We start from the raw sequence: 20,729 nt of genomic DNA on the forward strand, positions 1-20,729 counted from the left end.
GTCTCGCTTTCTTCACTCACAGGAGACCTTCATGTCCCGATTCGCTATCCGCTCCAATTTGGCCGCTCTTGCTTTTGTCGCCGCGACGGGCGGCTTGGTGGCCGGCACCGTTATGGCTGCTCCTCCTCCTCCCGCCGATGGCGGCCCGGCCGCGATGCACGAACGCCATCATGGCGGCGGCTTCCACAAAGGCATGCGCGACGGCCTGTTCATCCCCGGCCTGGGGCCCGTGTCCAAGGCGCAGGTCGCCGAACTGAAGCTGGACGACAAGCAGCAAGCCCTGTTCAAGACCGCCCAGGACGGCCAGCGCAGCCTGCATGAAGCCATGCGCGCTTCCGGCGGCAAGCGCCACGACCTGCTGAAGGCGCAGCTGGACAGCGGCAAGCTGGATCCGCGCGCCCTGATCGAGCAGTCCGAGAAGTCTCGCGATGCCTTCGGCACCCAGGCCAAGCAGGTGCGCGATCAATGGCTGGCGGTCTGGGACAGCCTGAACGACACCCAGCGCGGCCAGGTGACCAAGATGCTCAAGGACCGCGAAGCCAAGATGCAGGAGCGCATGGCCAAGATGGAAGGCCGCCACGGCAAGGGCAGGGGCCCGGCCGACGCCGCGCCGCCCGCCGCTCCCGCCGCCAACTAAACCCGCCAACCACCAAACCCGGCGCCCGGCCGCGAGGCCGGCCCGTCCTTCCAGGCCCCGCACGCGTTCGCGCGTCGCGGGGCCTGGCGCTTTGGCGCGCTCCCCATTGCGGGGCACGGGCAGGGCAAGGGGCGGGGGCATGCACGTTTCTGGTGCGTTGCGCGCCCGGCATGCACCCGGCGCGCGCCTGCCGGCGCCGTCCGCCGGCCGTCCGAAGGTTGGCACGGACATTGCTTCATGGAAGGAGAGCCGGTCGCCAACGCTGCGATGCCGGCCTGATGGATGCGCCGCAAGGCCGTCCGCCTCCTCGATAAATCCGATCAGGACTCCGCACCATGAAGAAGACGCTGCCCGCCTTGCCCTTTGTGCTTGCCGCTTGTTTCGCCGCGTCGGCGCAGGCCGAACCCACCGACCTGGGAGGCGGCTTTTCGCTGAGCGGCAACGCCACGATCGCCAGCGACTACCGGTTCCGCGGCTACTCGCAGACCGACTTCCGGCCCGCCGCGCAACTGGGCTTCGACCTGACCCACAGCTCCGGCTTCTATCTGGGCAACTGGAACTCCAACGTCTCCAGCTTCGTGTTCACCGACGGCAACCTGGAAATGGACTTCTACGGCGGCTGGAAGGGCGACGTCGGCGGCGGCTTCGCGCTGGACGCGGGCGTGCTGCATTACTACTACCCCGGCTCCAGCTCGCCCAAGGGCGGCAACTACAACAACACCGATCTCTACCTGGGCGTGTCCTACGGCAGCTACAGCCTCAAGTACTCGTATACGCCCAGCGACTTCTTCAGCACGCCCGACAGCAAGGGCACCTGGTACCTGGACGGCACGGCCAACTTCGACCTGGGCGACGGCTGGGGCCTGGTCGGCCACCTCGGCTACCAGAAGCTCAAGAACCAGACCAATATGGACGGCGATTCCATCGGCCACTACGTCGACTACAAGGTCGGCGTGACCAAGGACCTGAAGGGCTGGATCCTGGGGCTGGCGGCCGTGGGGGCCACCAAGGACAACTGGCTGCCCACCAAGTACGGCCATACCTCGGGGCGGCTGGGCGCGGTCTTCTCCGTATCGCGCTCCTTCTGACCGGTATCCGTGGCGGCGCCTTGATCCGCGCCGACCTTTGGGGCGGGTGCAGTCCGCGGCTTGCGGCCTGGTCCCGCCCCTTTTTTGCGTCCCGCCGCCCGGGCCGCGGGCGTGGGCCGCCCGGAAATCCATTTCCGGGATCGGTCCCAGTCCTTTTACAATAGCGGGTTGCGTGTAATTCTGGACTGCGTGAGATGTCTGACGTTTTGAATATCGAATCCCTGGACCTGGAAGCCAGGGGCATCGCCCGCCGCGACGGGAAAGTCGTATTCGTGGAAGGCGCCTTGCCGGGCGAGCGGGTCTCGACGGTCACGGTGCGCCGCAAGCCCTCGTACGAGATCGCGCGCGTGGAAGAAGTGCTGCGGCCGTCGTCCCAGCGCGTGGTGCCGCGCTGCCCGCATTTCGGCGTCTGCGGCGGCTGTGCCATGCAGCACCTGGAGCCCTCCACGCAGGTGGCCATCAAGCAGCGCTCGCTGGAAGACACGTTCTGGCACGTGGGCAAGCTGCGCCCCGCGCGCATTCTGGCGCCCCTGCAGGGCCCGACCTGGGGCTACCGCTACCGCGCCCGGCTGTCGGTGCGCGTGGTGCCGAAGAAGGGCGGGGTGCTGGTCGGTTTCCACGAACGCAAGAGCAGCTACGTGGCCGACATGCGCGAATGCCACGTCCTGCCGCGCCACGTGAGCGACCTGCTGCTGCCGTTGCGCGCGATGATCGCGTCCATGTCGGCGCCCGACCGCATGCCGCAGATCGAGGTGTCGCTGGGCGAGGGCGTGACCGCGCTGGTCCTGCGCCACCTGCTGCCCCTGACCGACGGCGACATCGCCATCCTGCGCGCCTTCGCCGCCGAGCACAACGTGCAATGGTGGCTGCAGGCCAAGGGGCCCGACACCGTGCATCCGCTTGAGCGCGAGCACGACGACACGCTCTGCTACACCATGCCGGAATTCGGCCTGCGCATGCCGTACCGGCCCACTGACTTCACGCAGGTCAATCACGCCATCAACCGCGCCATGGTGTCGCGCGCGCTGCAACTGCTGGAAGTGCAGCCCACCGACCGCGTGGCCGACCTGTTCTGCGGCCTGGGCAATTTCACGCTGCCGCTGGCCACGCAGGCCCGCGAGGCCGTGGGCGTCGAGGGCAGCAAGGCGCTGACCGACCGGGCCCTGGAAGCCGCGTCGCGCCATGGCCTGGCCGGCAGCACCAGCTTCGCCACCCTGAACCTGTTCGAAGTGGACGTGGATTGGCTGCGCGGCCTGGGCTATTTCGACCGCATGCTGATCGACCCGCCGCGCGAAGGCGCGCAGGCCGTATCGCAGGCCCTGTCTCAACTGGAGCCGCAGGAGCGCCCGCGCCGCATCGTCTACGTGTCCTGTAATCCGGCCACGCTGGCGCGCGATGCCGCCATCCTGGTGCACGAAGGCGGCTACGTGCTCAAGAGCGCGGGCGTGATCAACATGTTCCCGCACACGGGCCATGTGGAATCCATCGCGGTATTCGAATCGCTGGACGCGGAAGGCGTCCACGCGGTGAAGGAACGCGCGCGGGAACGCGCCGCGAAGGCGGCCGCCGAAGCCGAAGCCGCCGAAGCCGCCAAGCTGGCCGCCGCAGCCGAGGCCCAGGCCGCCATCGAGGCGGCCGGCGAGCCCGTCCAGGGCTGATCCGGCGGGCCTGGGCGCCGCCTCAGTGCGTGCAGCCCAGGCCTTCCAGAATGGGGCAGTCCGGCCGGTCGTCGCCGTGGCAGTTCCGTGCCAGGTGCTTGAGCGTGGCCGCCATGTCGCGCAGGGCCTCGGCCTTGCGCTCCAGTTCCTCCACGTGTTGCAGCGCGATCCGCTTGACGTCGGCGCTGGCGCGGCTGCGGTCCTGCCACAGCGCCAGCAATTCGTTCATCTGTTCCACCGAGAAGCCCAGGTCCCGCGCCCGACGAACGAAGCGCAGCGTGTGCAGATCGTGTTCGCTGTAGACGCGATAGCCCGAGTCCGTGCGCACCGCGGGGCCGATCAGGCCGATGCTTTCGTAGTAGCGGATCATCTTGGCGGAAATGCCCGAGCTTTTCGCCGCTTCGCCGATGTTCATGCCAGCCTCCTGTCGTTGATCGTCCCCATTCTACGCTTGACCTTGACATAATTGGAAGGTTTAAGCTGTGTTCACGGTGGACGAAACCGTGTCCCCAACCCTGAATCCTCTGGAGATAAGCATGAGCATCGAGTTCCAAGTGCCCGACATGACCTGCGGCCATTGCGTCAAGACCATCGCCGGCGCCGTGAACGAGGCGGCGCCGGGCGCCACCGTGACCGTGGACCTGCCCACGCACCGCGTGACCGTCACCGGCGCCGAGCAGGCCGACAAGATCGAGGCCGCCATCCGCGATGCCGGCTACGAGCCGACGCGCGTGTAGTTCCCTAGGCCGTCAGGCGCGATATGATAGTTCGCGCCTGGCGGTTGCAATTTCTTCATTGGTTAAAGCTATCAATCAATTTAAATTATTAAATTTGATTAATTGATAGTCAGCATTTATCATTCTATCCATGGTGGTTGAACAAGACCCCGCAACCCAAGGAGAGATTTGAATGCTGCAAAACCGCGAAGGCCAACGTGTTCCGAACGTAACGTTCCCCGTCCGCCAGGACAACGCCTGGAAGAAGGTCACGTCGGACGACCTGTTCAAGAACAAGACCGTCGTGGTCTTTTCGCTGCCCGGCGCCTTCACGCCGACCTGCTCCTCGACCCACCTGCCGCGCTACAACGAACTGGCCCCGGCCTTCTTCGCCGCCGGCGTGGACAGCATCGTCTGCGTGTCGGTCAACGACACCTTCGTGATGAACGAATGGGCCAAGGACCAGGAGTCCGCCAACATCACGCTGCTGCCCGACGGCAACGGCGAGTTCACCGAAGGCATGGGCATGCTGGTCGACAAGAGCGACCTGGGCTTCGGCAAGCGCAGCTGGCGTTATTCGATGTTGGTCAAGGACGGCGTGGTCCAGAAGATGTTCATCGAGCCGGAGAAGGAAGGCGACCCGTTTGAAGTGTCGGACGCCGACACCATGCTGGCCCACTTCGCTCCCTCGGCGAAGAAGCCCGACCAGGTCGTCGTGTTCTCCAAGCCGGGTTGCCCGTTCTGCGTCGAAGCCAAGGCGTTGCTGGATGCCAAGGGCTACGCGCCGATCGAGATCCCGCTGGAAAACAAGGTCCGCGGCCGTGTGATCGGCGCCGTGTCCGGCAAGGGCACCGCTCCCCAGGTGTTCATCAACGGCTCGCTGATCGGCGGCCTGGAAGAGCTGAAGGCGCACTTCGCCTAAGCGTCGGACAGGGCGGGGCGCCAGTCCCGCCCGCCATCCCGCCGGGCCGCGTCGCGGCCCGGCATCCCGCGAGTTTCCCTTGTTCCGCATCTTCGCGCGGCCCCGAACGGCGCCGCGGGACGGCGTTCGTCCCGAGGATGCGCAACAAGGCGGAATGCGCCTTGCAAATCCTGCTCCACGACTTACCGGGAGATACCCAGACATGAAGACTCTGCACACCGACATCGCCGTCATCGGCGCCGGCACCGCCGGCCTGGCCGCCTATCGCGCCGCGAAAGCCGCCGGCCAGCGCGCGCTGCTGATCGAGGGCGGCCCCTACGGCACGACCTGCGCCCGCGTGGGCTGCATGCCGTCCAAGCTGCTGATCGCGGCCGCCGAGGCAGCCCACGGCGCCGCGCACACGGAAGCGTTCGGCGTGCATGTGGGCGGCGAAATCACCGTGGACGGCGTCGAGGTGATGGACCGCGTCAAGCGCGAGCGCGACCGCTTCGTGGGCTTCGTGCTGGAAGGCGTGGAGAACATCCCCGCCGAGGACAAGTTGCGCGGCTACGCCCGCTTCGTGTCGGATACCGTGCTGCGCGTGGACGAGCACACCGAAGTGCATGCTTCGCGAGTCGTGATCGCCACGGGGTCGCGCCCCTCGGTGCCGCCGCCTTTCCGCGCGCTGGGCGACCGGCTGGTGGTGAACGACGACGTGTTCGCCTGGAACGAGCTGCCGGGCCGCGTGGCGGTGTTCGGCCCCGGCGTGATCGGGCTGGAACTGGGCCAGGCGCTGGCCCGGCTGGGCGTGGAAGTGCGCGTGTTCGGCGTGAGCGGCAGCCTGGGCGGCATCAGCGATCCGCAGGTCCGCCAGGTGGCGCGCAAGATCTTCCAGCGCGAGTTCTATCTGGATCCGGACGCCCGCGTCCTGGAAACCACCCGCGTGGGCGACGAAGTCGAAGTGCGCTACGTGGCGCTGGACAATAGCGAGCGCACCGAGCGCTTCGACTACGCGCTGGTGGCCACCGGCCGCCGTCCCAACGTGGACGGCCTGGGCCTGGAGAACACCACGCTGAAGCTGAATGCGCACGGCGTGCCGGAGTTCGACCGCGAAACGATGCAGGCGGGCGATTCGCCCATCTTCATCGCGGGCGATGCCAACGCGGATGCGCCGCTGCTGCACGAGGCCGCCGACGAAGGCCGCATCGCGGGCGAAAACGCGGCCCGTTACCCGGCGGTGCGCCAGGGCCTGCGCCGCGCGCCGCTGGCGGTGGTGTTCTCGGACCCGCAGATCGCGCTGGCGGGCAAGGGCCATGCGCGGCTGATCCCCGGCACCTACGTCACGGGCGAAGTGGACTTCAGCGACCAGGGACGCTCGCGCGTCATGCTGAAGAACCGCGGCATGCTGCACGTCTACGCGGACATCGAAACCGGGCGCTTCCTGGGCGCGGAAATGGTCGGCCCCAGCGCCGAGCACATCGGCCATTTGCTGGCCTGGGCGGTGCAGCAGGAGCTCACCGTGGCGCGCATGCTGGAGATGCCGTTCTATCACCCCGTGATCGAAGAGGGCCTGCGCACGGCGTTGCGCGACGCGGCGGCGAAGCTGGCCCGGGCGCAGGAAGCCTTGCGGCGCGAGGAGCCGGAAAGCGAGGCCGCGTAAACGCGAAGCCGCGCGCTTTTGTCTCGGGCGGCTCCACGAAAAAAGGCCACGATACGTCGTGGCCTTTTCGTCGCCCCGGCGGCTCAGTCGTCGGACTGCTTCTTGGGCACGGGGAACGGGTTCTCGCGGTATTGCAGCGTGAATCCGGCCCGGTCGTCCTGCCCCAGCACGCGCGCCAGGTAGGGCATGGCGGGCTTCAGGGCGTCGTGCAGGGTCCAGGGCGGGTTGATCAGGAACATGCCGCTGCCATGCAGGCCGTAGCCGTCGATGGTCGCCTTCTTGACCGTGAGCGTGGCGTGGAGCCAGCTCTTGACCTTGAGGTTCTCGAAATGGCGGGCCATTTCGCCGGCCTCGCGGCGCTGCACCAGCGGATACCAGACGGCGATGGTGCCGGTGGCGAAGCGCTTGATGCATTCCTTGACCGTGAGGAGCGTGCGGCGGTAATCGTTCTTGTCTTCGTACGACGGGTCGATCAGCACCATGCCGCGGCGCGTGGGCGGCGGCAGCAGCGCCTTGACGCCCTCGAAGCCGTCGTCGCCGTAGATCGTGGTCTGGCGCAGGGCGGTGCGGCCCTGGTGCTCCAGGTTGGAGACCAGCGTGTCGATTTCGGTGGGGTGCATCTCGAAGAGACGCAGCCGGTCCGAGGGGCGCATGGCGTCCAGCGCCAGCCAGGGCGAGCCGGGATAGCGCTTGAGGCGGCCGTTGGTGTTGTAGGCGCGGATGCGGGCGATGTAGTCCGCCAGGAGCGGAGGCAGGTCTTCGGCTTCCCAGAGCCGGCCGATGCCGTCGGCGAATTCGGAGGTCTTGGACGCCCAGTCGCTGTCCAGGCTGTACAGCCCGGCGCCGGCGTGGGTGTCGACGACCCAATAGGGCGCGTCCTTTCTGTTGAAGTAATCCAGCGTGTGGATCAGGATGGCGTGCTTGAGCACGTCGGCATGGTTGCCGGCGTGGAAGGCGTGGCGGTAACTGAACACGGCGAGACCTGTCTCAGGCGGCCGGCCGGATGGCGGCCAGCTCGTCGGTGAAAATGCCGTCGATGCCCCAGTCGAGCAGCAGGCGCGCGCGCTCGGGGTCGTTGACGGTCCAGGCGGCGATCCGGTAGCCGGCCGCATGAACGGCATCGATCAGCTCGCGGGTCGCGTCTTTCTGATTGATGTTCAGCGCCACGCACTCGTACTTGGCCAGCCGTTCGCGCCAGTCGGCGGGGACTTTCTCCACCAGCAGGGCGCGGGGCAGCTCCGGCGCGGCTTCCTGGGCGGCCGCGAGCGCTTCCTCGGCGAACGAGGACAGCAGCGGGGCCAGGGCGGCGCCTTGCCACAATTGGCGGGCGGCCAGCGCCACCGCGCGGCCGGTTTCGGCTTCGCGGCCCGGGCAGGGCTTGATCTCGACGTTGCTGGCGATGCCGTTGGCGACGGTATAGCGCGCCACCGCGGCAAACGTGGGCAGCGGCTCTCCCGCATAGGCGGCCGAGTGCCAGCTGCCGAAGTCCAGCTGCGCCAGTTCCGAGTAGGTCTTGGCGGCGGCGGGGCCCCTGCCGTTGGAGGTGCGGTCCACGTCGTCGTCGTGCATCAGCACCAGCACGTCGTCGCTGCTGAGCTTGACGTCGTACTCGAACATGGTGAAGCCGTGCTCGGCGCCGACGCGCATGGCGGCCAGCGTGTTCTCCGGGGCCAGCCGGCCGCCGCCGCGATGGGCGATGTAACGGGAATAGGGCCAGGAGGGGAGTGTTGCGCTCATGGGGGTGTTGCTATCAGGTTCTTGGGACAGGGTTGCAAGGATACTCCTACTTCATGGGCGCCTTGCCCTGCGACACGTCCATGATCATCCGCGCCGCCAGGTACAGGCGCGGCACGATGCTGTCGATCTGGATGTATTCGGCGTCGTTGGAGTGGGCGCCGAAGCCGCTCAGGCCCATGCCTTCGATCACGGGGCCGCGCGCCTTCAGGGCGGCGAAGGCGGCGTCGGTGCCGCCCCCGCTGGCGCGGTCCACGACCTTCAGCGGCAGGTCGAGCTCCTGGTAGATCCGCACGCCGTGCGCGGCCAGGGCGCGGGAGGCGGGCGTGGCCTCCAGCGGCGGGCGCCGGACTTCGAACTTCACGCTGACCTTGGATTCGGGCAGCAGCTTCTTCTGGATGCCGGCCTCCAGGCTGCGGGAAAGCGCGTCGAAATCGGAGACGCGCAGCGCCCGGGCGTCGGCCTGAGCGGTCGCCTGCCCCGGAATGACGTTGCGGTTGGTGCCGGCCTGGGCCACGGTCCAGTTCAGCTTCAGCCCCTCTTCGGGCTTGGAGAGATTGTCCAGCTGCAGCAGCTGGTGCGCCAGTTCGTACAGCGCATTGACGCCGCCCTCGGGGCGCGCGCCGGCGTGGGAGGTCTTGCCCTGCACGGCCAGGTAGGCCGCGCCGATGCCGCTGGTGGCGAGCGTCAGGCGGGCCTGGGCGCCGCCGCCTTCGAACGAGAACACCGCGTCCTGGTCCGCGCCCAGGCGGGTGATGGTGCTGCGGGCGCCGGGCGAACTGATTTCTTCGTCGCCGTTGATCAGCACGGTGAGCGTGCCGTAATCGGCGAAGCCCAGCTTCTGCAAGAGGGCGATGGTGTGGAGGATCATCGCCACGCCGTGCTTGTCGTCGGCGATCCCCAGGCCGTAGGCCTTGCCGCCGTCGACGCGGAAGGGCTGGTCTTTCAGCATGCCGTTGCGGTAGACGGTATCCATGTGGGCGATCAGCATGATCTTCTTGTCGCCCTTGCCCTTGAATTCGGCGTGGACCATGGGCCCGACCTTCTCGGGGGTGTCGTCCAGCCTGAAGACGTCGGTGGCCGGCACGATCTCGACCGTTCCGCCCAGCGCCTTGAGGCGGTCGCGGATCAGCTCGGCGATGCGTTCCACGCCTTCCACGTCCTTGCTGCCGGATTCGATGCCGACCAGGTCCCGCATGGTGTCCAGCATGCCCTGGCGCTGCGCCTGGGCGGCCTCGTGGACGGCGGCGACCGGCTCGGCCAGGGCGGCGTGGGCGCCGCCGAGGAAGGCCAGGGCGAGACAGGCGCGCAGGATAGGGGGACGGGGGAAGGAGAGGGGCATCGGCGGAGACCTCGGTGCGTGCGTGGAGGGGCCGGGTCCGGGAAGGGGCTCGGCTTCGGGCAAACCCTGAGGCCACGATACGGGGCGCGCCGGGCGGCGGAAATGGTGATTCCCCGGGTTGACGGCGCCCGCATTCCATGCCGGCGAGGCCCTTGCGGCCCGTCGGTCGCCCGTGCGCGCGAGGCCCGGGGGCGGGTCCGGCGGCCCCAAGTTTCTTCCAGGCTCCCGGACGAATGAGAAATGCTAAAATCCGCCCGCTGATCCGGTAATGACCGGTATGGGAATAGGGCGAATCGGGTTCGCCTTTTTTTATGCGTTTTCTTGCGGCTCCGGGCAGATACCCCCGGAGCGCGGCAACAGGGATTCCATGTTCGAATTTATTCGCAGCCACCGGCGCTGGATGCAGTTGATTTTGCTGCTACTGATCGTGCCGTCCTTCTTCCTGGTCGGGATTCAAGGCTATGACAGTTTCATGCGGGCCGAGCCTGAATTGGCCACGGTGGCCGGGCAACCGGTTTCGCGCGCCGAATTCGACCAGGCGCACCGCAACCAGCTTGAGCAATTCCGCCAGCGCCTGGGCGCGCAGTTCGACCCGGCCGTGATCGACACGCCGGCGCTGCGCGAAGGCCTGCTGAACCAGCTGATCAATCAGCGCCTGCTGGCCAACGTGGCGATCGACAACCGTTTCTCGGTGTCCGACGAAACGTTGCGCAACACCATCGCCGCGATTCCGGAAGTGCAGGACAACGGCCGCTTCTCGCCCGAGCGCTATCGCCAGGTGCTGGCCGCGCAGGGCATGTCGCCGACCTCGTTCGAAGCCGGCCTGCGCCGCGACCTGGCCGTGGCCCGCGTGCTGGAGCCCGTCGGCCAGTCGGCCCGCGCGCCCGCCGAGGTCGTCGCGTCGCTTGAAACGGCCCTGACGCAGATGCGCACCGTCCAGCTGCGCCGCTTCGCCGCCGCCGATTTCCGCTCGCAAGTCAGCGTCAGCCCGGCCGACATCCAGGCCTGGTACGACGCCAACAAGCAGCAGTTGCAGATCCCCGAACAGGTCCAGGTGCAGTACGTGGTGCTGGACGAAGCCGCCGCCACGCAGGGCGTGCAGGTCAAGGACGAGGATCTCGCCGCGTACTACGAACAGAACAAGAACCGCTTCGGCCAGCCCGAACGCCGCCGCGCCAGCCACATCATGATCGAGCTGGCCCCCGGCGCCTCGGAAGAGGCCCGCAAGGCAGCCCGCGCCAAGGCCGAGGATCTCGCCAGGCAGGCCGCCGCCGATCCGGCGCAGTTCGCCGAACTGGCTCGCAAGAACTCGCAGGACGCCGGCTCGGCCGCCAATGGCGGCGACCTGGGCTGGCTGGCTCCCGGCATGCTCTCGGGCCCGCTGGAGAAGGCCATCTTCGGCCAGACCAAGGACCAGGTCTCGGGCGTGATCGAAAGCCCGTCCGGCCTGCACATCGTCAAGGTCACCGAGATCCAGCCCGCCGCCATCAAGCCGCTGGCCGAGGTCAAGGACCAGATCGTGGGCGAAGTCCGCAAGCAGGTTGCCGCCGTGCGTTTCTCGGAAATGGCCAGCCAGCTGAACAAGCAGGTCTACGACCAGCGCGACAGCCTGCAGCCCGCCGCCGACACCGTCGGCCTGAAGCTGCGCACCGCCTCCGGCGTGACGCGCGAAGGCTTGCTGCCCGCCGACAAGGTCGGCCCGGGCTCGGCCGCCGACAGCCCCGATGCCGCGCTGCTGGACAACCCCCGCGTGCGCCAGGTGCTGTTCTCGCCCGACGTGCTGCGCGAGAAGCAGAATTCCGGCGTGATCGAACTGTCGCCCGACACCATGCTGGCCGTGCGCGTCGCGGCCGTCGAGCCGGCCCACGTGCCGCCGCTGGACAAGGTCTCCGAGTCGATCCGCGCCAAGCTGGTGGACGAGCGCTCGGCGGAAGCCGCCAAGAAGGCCGGCGAGGCCGCGCTGGCCGAGGACAAGGCCAACCCGGCCGCCGCGCCTGAAGGTTTCTCCGCGCCGCTGACCGTGTCGCGCCAGGATCCCAAGGACCTGCCGCGCCTGGTGTTGGACGCCGTGATGCGCCTGCCGGCCAGCACGCTGCCCGCCTATACCGGCGTGCAATCGGGCGCCGACTACACGCTGGTGCGCCTGGAGAAGGTCGAGGCCGGCAAGGTCGATCCGGCCGACAAGGAACGCCTGGCGCAACAGCTGTCGGGCGCCTGGGGCCAGGCCGAAAACGAAGCGCTGATCCGCATGCTGCGCGAAGAGTACAAGGTGCAGGTGCTGCCGGCCGCGGCCGAAGTCATCCGCGGCGACCAGCCGGCCGCCGGCTGATCGCGGGGGCCTGTTCTCGACCGAACAGGCCCTAGCGCCTGTTAATCGAGCAGCGGCCGCAGCGTCGGCCACACGTTATCCAGCAGTTTGGGCTGGGCGTCCTCGTTGGGATGGATGCCGTCGGCCTGGAACATCGCCCGGTTCGTTGCGATACCTTCCATCAGGAAGGGCACGAGCCGGGCGTTTTCGTCTTTGGCGACCGTGGGGAATACCTGCGCGAAGCGCTGGGTGTAGTCCCGGCCGTAGTTGGGCGGGATCTGCATGCCCACGATCAGGACGCGGGCGTCGGCCTGGCGGGCCGCCTGCGTCATGGTGCGCAGATTCTGCTCGGTCATCGTCAGGGGCAGGCCGCGCAGCGCGTCGTTCGATCCCAGTTCCAGGACCACCACGGCCGGCGCATGCTGGCGCAGCAGGGCGGGCAGGCGCGCCACGCCGCCGCTGGTGGTGTCGCCGCTGATGCTGGCATTGACGACCCGGTAGTTGGGGTATTGTTCCGACACGCGGGCGGAGAGCAGGGGCACCCAGCCGGTGCCGCGCTTGATGCCGTATTCGGCGGACAGACTGTCGCCCAGGACCAGGACCGTGCGCGGCGCGGAACCCTGGGCCGCCGCGGCGGTCTGAGCGTGGGCGGGAGCCACGATGGCGGCCGCCATGGCGGACACGAGAAGCAGACGGGAAAATAGGCGCATGGATAGCAAGAATTCGATCGAGGTGAAAGGGCTGGGCAAGCGGGTGGCCGATGCCGGCGGGACGCTGTCTATCCTGGAAGATATTGATTTTACGGTCGAGGCCGGCAGCGCGCTGGCCATCACCGGCAGCTCCGGTTCGGGCAAGTCCACCTTGCTGGGACTGCTGGCGGGGCTGGATGTTCCCAGCACGGGCAGCGTGCGCCTGGCCGGACAGGACCTGTTCGCCCTGGACGAGGACGGCCGCGCGCGCCTGCGCGCCAACCACGTGGGCTTCGTGTTCCAGTCGTTCCAGCTGCTGCCCAACCTGACCGCGCTCGAAAACGTGATGCTGCCGCTGGAACTGGCCGGCCAGCCGGCCCGCGAGGCCGCGCAGGCCATGCTGGAGCGGGTGGGGCTGGGCGCTCGCCTGCATCATTACCCGCGCACCCTGTCGGGCGGCGAGCAGCAGCGCGTGTCGCTCGCCCGCGCCTTCGTGGTGCAGCCCGACCTGCTGTTCGCCGACGAGCCCACCGGCAGCCTGGACGCCGCCACGGGCGTGACGGTCATCGACCTCATGTTCGACCTGCACCGCGAGCACGGCACCACGCTGGTGCTCGTCACCCACGATCCCCAGCTGGCCGCCCGTTGCGGACGCCAGCTGGTGCTGGCCGCCGGCCGGATGGCCGACGGCGCCTGAAGCCTACTTCGATTTGGCAACTGCCTGGTTCCAGGCCGCCACTACGGATTCATACTCGTTGGCCGCGGCTTCCTGGCTGACCGGGAAGATCTTGATGGTCTTCAGGTCGGGCAGGGTGGTCAGGCTGGCCACGGCCACGTCCGTGCGGGTCGGGCGGCGGAAGTTCTTCACCAGCTGGGCCTCCTGCGACTCCTTGCTCAGCAGGCCGTCGTACAGCGCCTTGGCCGCGTCCAGGTTCTTCGCGCCCTTGATGATGAACATGCCTTCGGGCGCGAGGTAGCTGCCCTCGGTCGGATACACCAGCTTGATCTCCTTCTGGCCGCCGGCCACGTATTCCTGCGCGGCGTATTCCAGCGTCATGCCCACGGCGTACTCGCCCGCGGCCACGCCCTTGTAGGTGGTGCCCGACGAGGCGGTGACGACGGCGTTCGCGGCGATCTTGTCCAGGCCGGGCTGGCCGAACTGCTTGTACAGGCCGTACACCAGCATGTAGGCGGTGCCGCTCTTGGACGGATCGGTGATGGCGAACTTGTTCTTCCATTGCGGCTGCATCAGGTCCGACCAGGTGGCGGGCGCGGGCAGGCCCTTGAGCTGGCGCTCGTTGACCATCATCACCATCACGTGCACGTTGGTGCCCACCCACAGGTCGTCCGGGCCGCGGAATTCGGCCGGGATCTTGTCGAGGTCGGCCGGGCGGTAGGGTTGCAGGTGCTGGCGGTAAGCGCCCAGCGTGCCGAAGCCGCCGCTCCAGAACAGGTCGCCGCGCGGGTTCTGCGCTTCGGCCTCGATGCGCTTCATCATGGTGCCCGTGCCGCCGGTGACGGGCTGCACGTTCAGCTTGGGCGCGTGCTTCTTCACCGCGTCCAGCGCGGTTTCGATCGTCTCGGTGTTGTTGGACGAGTAGAGCACGACGTTCTGGGCATGGGCGGCGCCGGTGGCCAGGGCCGCGGCCAGGACGCTGTACTGAAGGAGGTGCTTGAGTTGCATGGTTAGCCTCTGTGCGAGTGGGTTATTTGCCGGAGAACAGCTTGATGCGGAACGCTTTGACGGACACGATGATGGGCAGCACGATCACCGTGACCAGCGCCGCGCCGTAGGCCGAAGCCATGCCCAGCCTGCCGCCGTCGACCTGGCGGAAGATGGCGATGGGCATCGTCTCCAGGCCGCCGCTGTAGGCGACGATGGAGGCCGACAGCTCGGAGATCGTCGTCAGCCACATGAGGATGGCGGCCGAGATGATCGATGCCTTCATGGCGGGCAGGACCACCTTGAAGAAGGTCATGAGCGGGGACACGCCCAGGCTGATCGAGGCTTCCTCGATCGACTCGGGGATGTTGAACAGCACCGACGAGGCGTTGCGCACCGCGAAGGGCAGGCGGCGCACCGTGTAGCACAGCACCATGATCCCGGAGGTGCCCGCCAGCACGAGCCAGCCGGTATTGAAGGTCTGCACCAGGGCGATGCCCAGCACGGTGCCCGAGATGGTCAGCGGCAGCACCACGATGTAGTCCAGCACCTGGGTGGAGGCGCTGCGCTTCTTGATGGTCAGGTAGCTGGCCAGCACCGCGAAGGCCACGCCCAGCACCGTGGCCAGCGAGGCGAACTTCAGCGAATTCAGGATGGGCTCGGGCGCGCCGTGCAGCGCGCGCTGCATGCTGGCCAGGGACCACTGGCCCCATTGCATGACCGGCCCGCTGGTCTTGGTGAACGCCGCGATGAAGACGACGATGAGCGGCAGCATCGAGATGAAGATCACCATGCCCACGCCGCCGGTATAGAGCGCCGCGGTCCACGACCGCACGCGCACGGCAGCCGGGGCGCGGCCCTGCGTCATGGTGTAGACCTTGCGCTCGACCACGCGCTTCTGGAAGAACAGCACGATGGCGACGATGGCGATGGAGACCACCGACATCGCGCTCTGCAGCGTCGGGCTGCCGCCCATTTCGCTGACGAAGGTGTTGTACGTCATGACCGACAGCAGCGGCACCCGGCTGCCCAGCAGCATCGCCAGCGCGAAGTTCCCCACCACCAGCGTGAACACGACGAGCGCGTTGACCAGCACCGCGGGCAGCAGCACCGGCACCAGCACCCGCAGCTTGGTCAGGAAGGGCGGCGTGCCCAGGCTCAGGCCCGCTTCCTCCAGCTGCCCGTCGAAGCCGCGCAGCGCGGCCAGCACGCCCAGGTAGATGTAGGTGTAGTAGACGAGCGTCATGGAGAACACCATGCCCGTCCAGCCGTAGAAGGACGGCAGCGAGATGCCGGCGTCGCCCAGCAGGTTCGTCAGGATGCCGTTGTTGCCCAGGATCAGCAGCCAGGACTGGCCCACGATGATCTCGGGGATGACGATGGTCAGCACCGGCAGGATCGCCACCAGGTTCTTCAGCGGAAAGTCGTAGCGGGCCACCATGTAGGCGAACGGCACGCCCACCAGCACCGTGCAGGTGGTGACGGCCAGGCCCAGGATCAGCGTATTGCCGAAGGCTTCGACGTACTGCGAATCGGCCAGCAGGGCCCGGAAGCCTTCCAGCGAGAAGCCGCCGTCCTGGCCGGTGACGCTGTTGCCGAAGAGCACGCCCAGCGGATAGAGCACGAAGAACAGCAGCAGGGCCAGGCTGATCGCGGTGAGGATGCCCCAGGGCCACCATTGGATTTTCATGGCGCGCGCGTCCTCAGGCGTTGACGACGCGGCTGTCGGCAGGGATCAGCACCTGCACGGCTTCGCCGGGCTGGAACTGCGCCACCATATTGCCGGCATGCAGCTCGACGCGGATCTCCGAGCCGTTGGCGAGGGCGATCCGGTAGGCCGTCTTGAAGCCCAGGTACTGCCGACGAAGCACCTTGCCCGGCAGCGTGTTGGGCACGTAGGGCGTGGGCGCCATCAGGGCCAGTTCTTCCGGGCGGGCGATCAGCACGCCGTTGTCGGCGAGCTGATCGCTGCCCTGCACGCCGTCGAAGCCCAAGCCGCAGAGTTCGTAGCGGACATGGCCGGCGGGCGCGCCGGCCTGGCCGTTGCGCGCCGGCACCGGGATCACGTTGGCCGAGCCGATGAAGTCCGCCACGTAGGCGTTCACCGGCGTGCCGTAGAGTTCCTCGGGCGTGCCCAGCTGGGCGATGTCGCCGTGGTCCATGATCGCGATCCGGTCCGACATCGCCAGCGCTTCTTCCTGGTCGTGCGTCACGAAGACGGTGGTGATGCCGGCTTCGCGGACCAGGTCCAGGATCACGTCGCGCATCTGCAACCGCATCTTGGCGTCGAGGTTGGACAGGGGCTCGTCCATCAACAGCACGCGCGGGCGGATCACCAGCGCGCGCGCCAGGGCCACGCGCTGGCGCTGCCCGCCGCTCATCTGCGCCGGGTAGCGGTCCGCGAGCGCCAGCAGGCCGACCTTGTCGAGCGCTTCGTTGACGCGCCGGGAAATTTCAGCCCGCGCCACGCCGCGTGCGCGCAGGCCGTAGGCCACGTTGTCGAAGGCGCTCTTGTCGGGGAACAGGGCGTAGTCCTGGAACACCATGCCGATGTCGCGGCGGTGCGCGGAGACGTGGGTCACGTCGTCCTGGTCGAACAGCAGGCGGCCGCCGTCGGGCGCGTAGAAGCCGGCAATGCAGCGCAGCAGGGTGGTCTTGCCGCAGCCGCTCGGCCCCAGCAGCGTGTAGAACGCGCCGTCCGGGATGTGCAGCGAGAGATTGCGCAGCACTTGCTGGCCGCCGAAGGTTTTGACGATGCCGTCTACCGTGATTGATGCCATGTTGGGTTCCTGCCTGAGATTGTCGGCATCATAGGAACGGTGCCCCGCGGCGACCAGCAGTGTTTTTTAAGGCGTGGCGTTAGATTTTCTAAGAGGTCGGCGGGCGCCCGATCCCCTAGAATGCCGCTGGATAGCGGTGCGCGCGCGTGGCGCGGCGCGCCGACAATAAATAGACGACAAGGGTAAACGTGGGAAAGAGCAGCACAGCGCGGCGCCGGGCGGGCGCGCGGGCGGGCTACAACTGAAATGGCGGGCCCCAGCCTGCCACCGCTGAAGGCCTTGCGGGTGTTCGAGGCCGCGGCGCGCCTGCGCAGTTTTACCGCGGCGGCCGATGAACTCAGCATCACGCATAGCGCCGTCAGCCAGCAGATCCGCATCCTCGAAGAGTATGTGGGGCAGCCCCTGTTCGCGCGCGAGGCGCGCGGCGTCGCGCTGCTGCCCTGCGCGCAGGCCTATTTTCCCGAGGTCCAGGCCAGCCTGGAACGCATCGCCGCGGCCACCGCCAAGCTGAAATCGCCGGCCTACGGCGGCGTGCTGCGCGTCTGCGCCACGCCGTCCCTGACCATGAAATGGCTGATCCCGCGGCTGTCGGCGTTCCAGGAACGGCATCCCGGCATCGACGTGCAACTGACCACGCAGGGGCGGCCGTTCCTCGACCGCGGCGGCGACGCGGGCAGCGACGTGCTGATCCGCCACGGCTACATGGCGCATTCCGAGCTGGCCTGCGTGCATTGCCTGGACGACTTCCACGTGCCGGTGGCGTCGCCGCGCTTCATCGAACGCAACCGCCTGGCCGCGCCCGCGGACTGCCTGGGCCATCCGCTGCTGAAGATCGCCGGCGGCATGGACCACTGGCCGCGCTGGTTCGCGCTGGCGAAGGTGGACGTGCCCGCCCAACTGCCGGGGCCGGTCTTCGACCATCAATTCCTGTGCATGCAGGCCGCCATGAACGACCTGGGCATCGCCCTGGCGCCGTGGTGCCTGCTGGACGACGACATCCGCGCCGACCGGCTGCGCCCGCTGTTCGCGGAGCCGCAGCTGCCCAACGCCGGCATCCACGCGCTGTACCGCCCGGACGGCCCGGCCGCGGCCTCGGCGCAATTGTTCATCGAGTGGCTGTGCGCGCAAGGGCGCGACCCCTCCCAACCCGGATAGACAAGGATCTTCCCATGCTGTTGCCCAACCCGACTCCCGGCCTGCATTGGCGCGGCATCGCGCCGCCGCTCGCGCTGTCGGACTACCGTGTCATCGCCTTCGACATGGACTCCACCCTGATCTCCATCGAAACGCTGGACGAAATGGCCGACCTGATGGGCAGGAAGGCGGAAGTGGCGGCCTTGACCGAGGCCGCCATGCGCGGCGAAATCGTCGACTACAAGCAGAGCCTGCGCGAGCGCGTGGCGCTCCTGGCCGGCATGCCCGAGGCCGCCCTGGACGAGGTCTACGAACACCGGCTGCGCATCAATCCGGGCGCGGAAACGCTGATCGCGGCCTGCAAGGCCGAGGGCCTGACCTGCCTGCTGGTGACCGGCGGCTTCACCTGCTTCACGGACCGCCTGCGCGCGCGCCTGGGGTTGGACGACGTGCGCGCCAATGTGCTGGAAGTGGAAGACGGGCGCCTGACCGGCCGGCTGTTGCCCCAGCCCTGGGGCGACATCTGCGATGGCGAGGAGAAACGGCGCAAGCTGCTGGAGGTGTGCGCGGCGCTGGGAGTCGGGCCGGACCGGGCCATCGCCGTGGGCGACGGCGCGAACGACCTGCCGATGATGCGGGCGGCCGGCCTGTCGGTGGGCTATCGCGCCAAGCCGGCGGTGCGCCAGGAGGTGAAGGTGGCCATCGACGAGGGCGGCCTGGACCGGCTGCTGGAGTTGGTCCGACCTCGTAGTTGTTTTCCCGACGTATAGTTTGCCGAGACGACGCCGTAATCAGGGGTAGGGAAGGTGAACCCGCCTTCCAGACCTGCCTGCGCTCAGGAGTCGTCATGACTGTTCAAGCTTTGACGCGTGCGTTGTCTGTTGTCTTGTTGCTGGTTCCCGTCGTCGCCAGCGCCAATAGCGGCATGATCCGCTTCAGCGGCGCCATCATGGAGCCGGCGGCATGCAAGGTCGATATCAAGGGCGGTAGCGGGGGAAAGGGGGCTCCCCGCGTCAACTGCGGGGCGCCCGGCGGCGGGTCGGCCGTGCCCGCCGGGAACCGCGTCAAGGTGAGCACCAGCGTCTCGTCGGCAGCTTCCTGGCCGGATGACCGAGTGCGGCGCCACAAGGTCGTGACGCTCGACTACCTCTGACGCGGCCGGGGCCGGTCAGAGCAGGCCGCGGATTTCCACGGCCGGATCGACCTCGGCCTCGTAATCCACGCCTTCGACCTCGAAGCCGAACAGGCGCAGGAATTCCTGCTTGTAGCCGGCGAAGTCCGTCATCTGGTAGACGTTTTCGCTGGAAACCTGGTCCCACAGCGCCTGCACGCGGGCCTGCACCGCCGGATCGAGCTCCTTGCGGTCGGCTCGCAGGCGGCCTTCCTCGTCGAGGATCGGCGCGGGTCCGCAAAGACTGTCGCGGTACAGGCCGTAGACCTGTTCGATGCAGCCTTCGTGGGTGCCTTGCTCCTTCATGACCTTGAAGAGCAGGGACAGGTACAGCGGCATCATCGGGATGGCCGAGCTGGCCTGGGTTACCACGGCCTTCAGCACCGAGACGCGGGCATCGCCGCCGCGCGCGGCCAGCTTGGCGCGGATGTCCAGCACCTTCGTGTCCAGGTCCTTCTTGGCGGCGCCGATGGAGCCGTTCCAGTAGATGTCGTGGGTGATCTTCTCGCCCAGGTAGGTGAACGCCGTGGTGGTGGCGCCTTCGGCCAGCGCGCCGGCCTCCAGCAAGGCGTCGATCCACATCTGCCAGTCTTCGCCGCCCATGACGGCGACGGTGGCGTCGATCTCCGCCTGGGTGGCCGGTTCCAGCACGGCTTCGCGCACCACTTCGCGGTCGGTGTCCAGGCCGCGCAGGGTGACGGCGCCGCCGATGGGCTTGAGCGTCGAATTGAAGACTTCCCCGGTCTTCGGGTGCGTGCGGCGCGGGGAGGCCAGGCTGTAGACCACCTGGTCGACCTGGCCCAGGTCGCGCTTGATGGCCTCGATGACTTTCTGCTTGATCTCGTCGGAGAAGGCGTCGCCGTTGATGCTCTTGGCGTACAGCCCCTCGGCCTGCGCGTGTTCGTGGAAGGCGGCGGTGTTGTACCAGCCCGCGGAACCGGGCTTGCCGCCTTCGGGCGGGCGCTCGAAGCAGACGCCCAGCGTCTGCGCGCCACAGGCGAAAGCCGCGCTGATGCGCGCCGCCAGCCCGTAGCCGGTCGAGGCGCCCAGCACCAGCACGCGCTTGGGACCGCCGGCTATCGGCCCTTGCGCCTTGACGTAGTCGATCTGGTGCTTGACGTTGGCGGCGCAGCCGACGGGGTGGGTGGTGACGCAGATGAAGCCGCGCACACGGGGCTTGATGATCATGGAGGCCTCGATTCGGGGAATGCCGGGGGACGGGCCCTTGCCGCAAAGCGCCAGGGCGAC

At 68.0% G+C, this 20,729-nt stretch carries 20 protein-coding genes; 11 read left to right on the top strand and 9 right to left on the bottom strand.

Going from position 1 to position 20,729, the window contains the following annotated elements:
- Positions 1-31: 31 nt before the first annotated feature.
- The 3 genes from ADE01S_RS15230 (at position 32) to rlmD (ending at position 3,383) form a co-directional block, all read left to right on the top strand.
- Positions 32-637 (top strand): hypothetical protein, encoded by a 606-nt coding sequence (locus tag ADE01S_RS15230; RefSeq protein WP_062682564.1) that lies wholly within the window; start codon positions 32-34, stop codon positions 635-637.
- Between the two features lie 335 nt (positions 638-972).
- Entirely contained in the window at positions 973-1,725 is a 753-nt protein-coding gene (locus tag ADE01S_RS15235) for a TorF family putative porin (protein ID WP_062682565.1), read from the top strand.
- A gap of 194 nt (positions 1,726-1,919) precedes the next feature.
- Entirely contained in the window at positions 1,920-3,383 is a 1,464-nt protein-coding gene (gene rlmD / locus ADE01S_RS15240; RefSeq protein WP_062682566.1) for a 23S rRNA (uracil(1939)-C(5))-methyltransferase RlmD, read from the top strand.
- 22 nt (positions 3,384-3,405) lie between these two features.
- Here rlmD and cueR read toward each other — a convergent pair whose 3' ends face one another.
- Complete coding sequence (gene cueR, locus ADE01S_RS15245; RefSeq protein ID WP_062682567.1) at positions 3,406-3,798, bottom strand: Cu(I)-responsive transcriptional regulator; 393 nt, start codon at positions 3,796-3,798, stop codon at positions 3,406-3,408.
- A 121-nt stretch (positions 3,799-3,919) separates the two neighbouring features.
- On the opposite strand from cueR, the gene ADE01S_RS15250 reads away from it, so the two are divergent.
- The 3 genes from ADE01S_RS15250 (at position 3,920) to ADE01S_RS15260 (ending at position 6,660) form a co-directional block, all read left to right on the top strand.
- A complete protein-coding gene (locus ADE01S_RS15250) occupies positions 3,920-4,120 on the top strand; it encodes a heavy-metal-associated domain-containing protein (protein WP_062682568.1) in 201 nt (66 codons plus the stop codon).
- 172 nt (positions 4,121-4,292) lie between these two features.
- On the top strand, positions 4,293-5,021 hold the full coding sequence (locus tag ADE01S_RS15255; protein WP_062682569.1) for a glutathione peroxidase: 729 nt from the start codon (positions 4,293-4,295) through the stop codon (positions 5,019-5,021).
- 202 nt (positions 5,022-5,223) lie between these two features.
- Positions 5,224-6,660, top strand: coding sequence for a dihydrolipoyl dehydrogenase (locus ADE01S_RS15260; RefSeq protein WP_062682570.1), 1,437 nt, complete (start codon positions 5,224-5,226; stop codon positions 6,658-6,660).
- Positions 6,661-6,743: 83 nt separating this feature from the next.
- Here the strand turns inward: ADE01S_RS15260 and ADE01S_RS15265 are convergent, their stop codons facing one another.
- From ADE01S_RS15265 to ADE01S_RS15275, 3 genes are read right to left on the bottom strand one after another with little or no spacing between them, the layout of a single operon-like run.
- Positions 6,744-7,634 carry a 23S rRNA (adenine(2030)-N(6))-methyltransferase RlmJ gene (locus ADE01S_RS15265; RefSeq protein WP_062682571.1) on the bottom strand — a complete coding sequence of 297 codons (891 nt, stop codon included), beginning with the start codon at positions 7,632-7,634 and terminating at the stop codon, positions 6,744-6,746.
- 13 nt (positions 7,635-7,647) lie between these two features.
- Positions 7,648-8,397 carry a glycerophosphodiester phosphodiesterase gene (ugpQ, locus tag ADE01S_RS15270; RefSeq protein ID WP_062682572.1) on the bottom strand — a complete coding sequence of 250 codons (750 nt, stop codon included), beginning with the start codon at positions 8,395-8,397 and terminating at the stop codon, positions 7,648-7,650.
- Between the two features lie 46 nt (positions 8,398-8,443).
- Complete coding sequence (locus tag ADE01S_RS15275; protein ID WP_062682573.1) at positions 8,444-9,736, bottom strand: M20/M25/M40 family metallo-hydrolase; 1,293 nt, start codon at positions 9,734-9,736, stop codon at positions 8,444-8,446.
- Positions 9,737-10,103: 367 nt separating this feature from the next.
- On the opposite strand from ADE01S_RS15275, the gene ADE01S_RS15280 reads away from it, so the two are divergent.
- Complete coding sequence (locus ADE01S_RS15280) at positions 10,104-12,065, top strand: SurA N-terminal domain-containing protein (protein ID WP_062682574.1); 1,962 nt, start codon at positions 10,104-10,106, stop codon at positions 12,063-12,065.
- A gap of 41 nt (positions 12,066-12,106) precedes the next feature.
- Here the strand turns inward: ADE01S_RS15280 and ADE01S_RS15285 are convergent, their stop codons facing one another.
- Positions 12,107-12,754, bottom strand: coding sequence for an arylesterase (locus ADE01S_RS15285; RefSeq protein WP_062682575.1), 648 nt, complete (start codon positions 12,752-12,754; stop codon positions 12,107-12,109).
- Between ADE01S_RS15285 and ADE01S_RS15290 the strand changes: the two genes are divergently transcribed.
- Positions 12,753-13,430, top strand: coding sequence for an ABC transporter ATP-binding protein (locus tag ADE01S_RS15290; RefSeq protein ID WP_062682576.1), 678 nt, complete (start codon positions 12,753-12,755; stop codon positions 13,428-13,430). The genes ADE01S_RS15285 and ADE01S_RS15290 overlap by 2 nt on opposite strands.
- Positions 13,431-13,433: 3 nt before the next feature.
- On the opposite strand, the gene ADE01S_RS15295 is transcribed toward ADE01S_RS15290, so the two are convergent.
- From ADE01S_RS15295 to ADE01S_RS15305, 3 genes are read right to left on the bottom strand one after another with little or no spacing between them, the layout of a single operon-like run.
- Positions 13,434-14,417, bottom strand: a complete 984-nt coding sequence (locus tag ADE01S_RS15295) for an ABC transporter substrate-binding protein (RefSeq protein WP_062682577.1) — start codon at positions 14,415-14,417, stop codon at positions 13,434-13,436.
- Positions 14,418-14,439: 22 nt separating this feature from the next.
- Complete coding sequence (locus ADE01S_RS15300; RefSeq protein ID WP_062682578.1) at positions 14,440-16,086, bottom strand: ABC transporter permease; 1,647 nt, start codon at positions 16,084-16,086, stop codon at positions 14,440-14,442.
- Positions 16,087-16,099: 13 nt separating this feature from the next.
- The gene (locus ADE01S_RS15305) at positions 16,100-17,176 is read right to left on the bottom strand and encodes an ABC transporter ATP-binding protein (RefSeq protein ID WP_062682579.1); all 1,077 of its coding nucleotides are present in this window, start codon (positions 17,174-17,176) and stop codon (positions 16,100-16,102) included.
- Between the two features lie 246 nt (positions 17,177-17,422).
- Here ADE01S_RS15305 and ADE01S_RS15310 point away from each other — a divergent pair, with 246 nt between their 5' ends.
- The 3 genes from ADE01S_RS15310 to ADE01S_RS15320 all read left to right on the top strand — a co-directional run bounded on the left by ADE01S_RS15310 (position 17,423) and on the right by ADE01S_RS15320 (position 19,463).
- Positions 17,423-18,331, top strand: coding sequence for a LysR substrate-binding domain-containing protein (locus tag ADE01S_RS15310; protein ID WP_062682580.1), 909 nt, complete (start codon positions 17,423-17,425; stop codon positions 18,329-18,331).
- Positions 18,332-18,345: 14 nt separating this feature from the next.
- The gene (serB, locus tag ADE01S_RS15315) at positions 18,346-19,080 is read left to right on the top strand and encodes a phosphoserine phosphatase SerB (protein ID WP_062682581.1); all 735 of its coding nucleotides are present in this window, start codon (positions 18,346-18,348) and stop codon (positions 19,078-19,080) included.
- A 77-nt stretch (positions 19,081-19,157) separates the two neighbouring features.
- Positions 19,158-19,463: a hypothetical protein gene (locus ADE01S_RS15320; protein ID WP_062682582.1), complete on the top strand. Its 306-nt coding sequence runs from the start codon at positions 19,158-19,160 to the stop codon at positions 19,461-19,463.
- A 15-nt stretch (positions 19,464-19,478) separates the two neighbouring features.
- On the opposite strand, the gene fabV is transcribed toward ADE01S_RS15320, so the two are convergent.
- Positions 19,479-20,669, bottom strand: a complete 1,191-nt coding sequence (fabV, locus tag ADE01S_RS15325; RefSeq protein WP_062682583.1) for an enoyl-ACP reductase FabV — start codon at positions 20,667-20,669, stop codon at positions 19,479-19,481.
- Positions 20,670-20,729 lie beyond the last annotated feature (60 nt).

This window comes from Achromobacter denitrificans NBRC 15125 (assembly GCF_001571365.1).
Taxonomy (GTDB): Bacteria; Pseudomonadota; Gammaproteobacteria; order Burkholderiales; family Burkholderiaceae_B; genus Achromobacter; species Achromobacter denitrificans.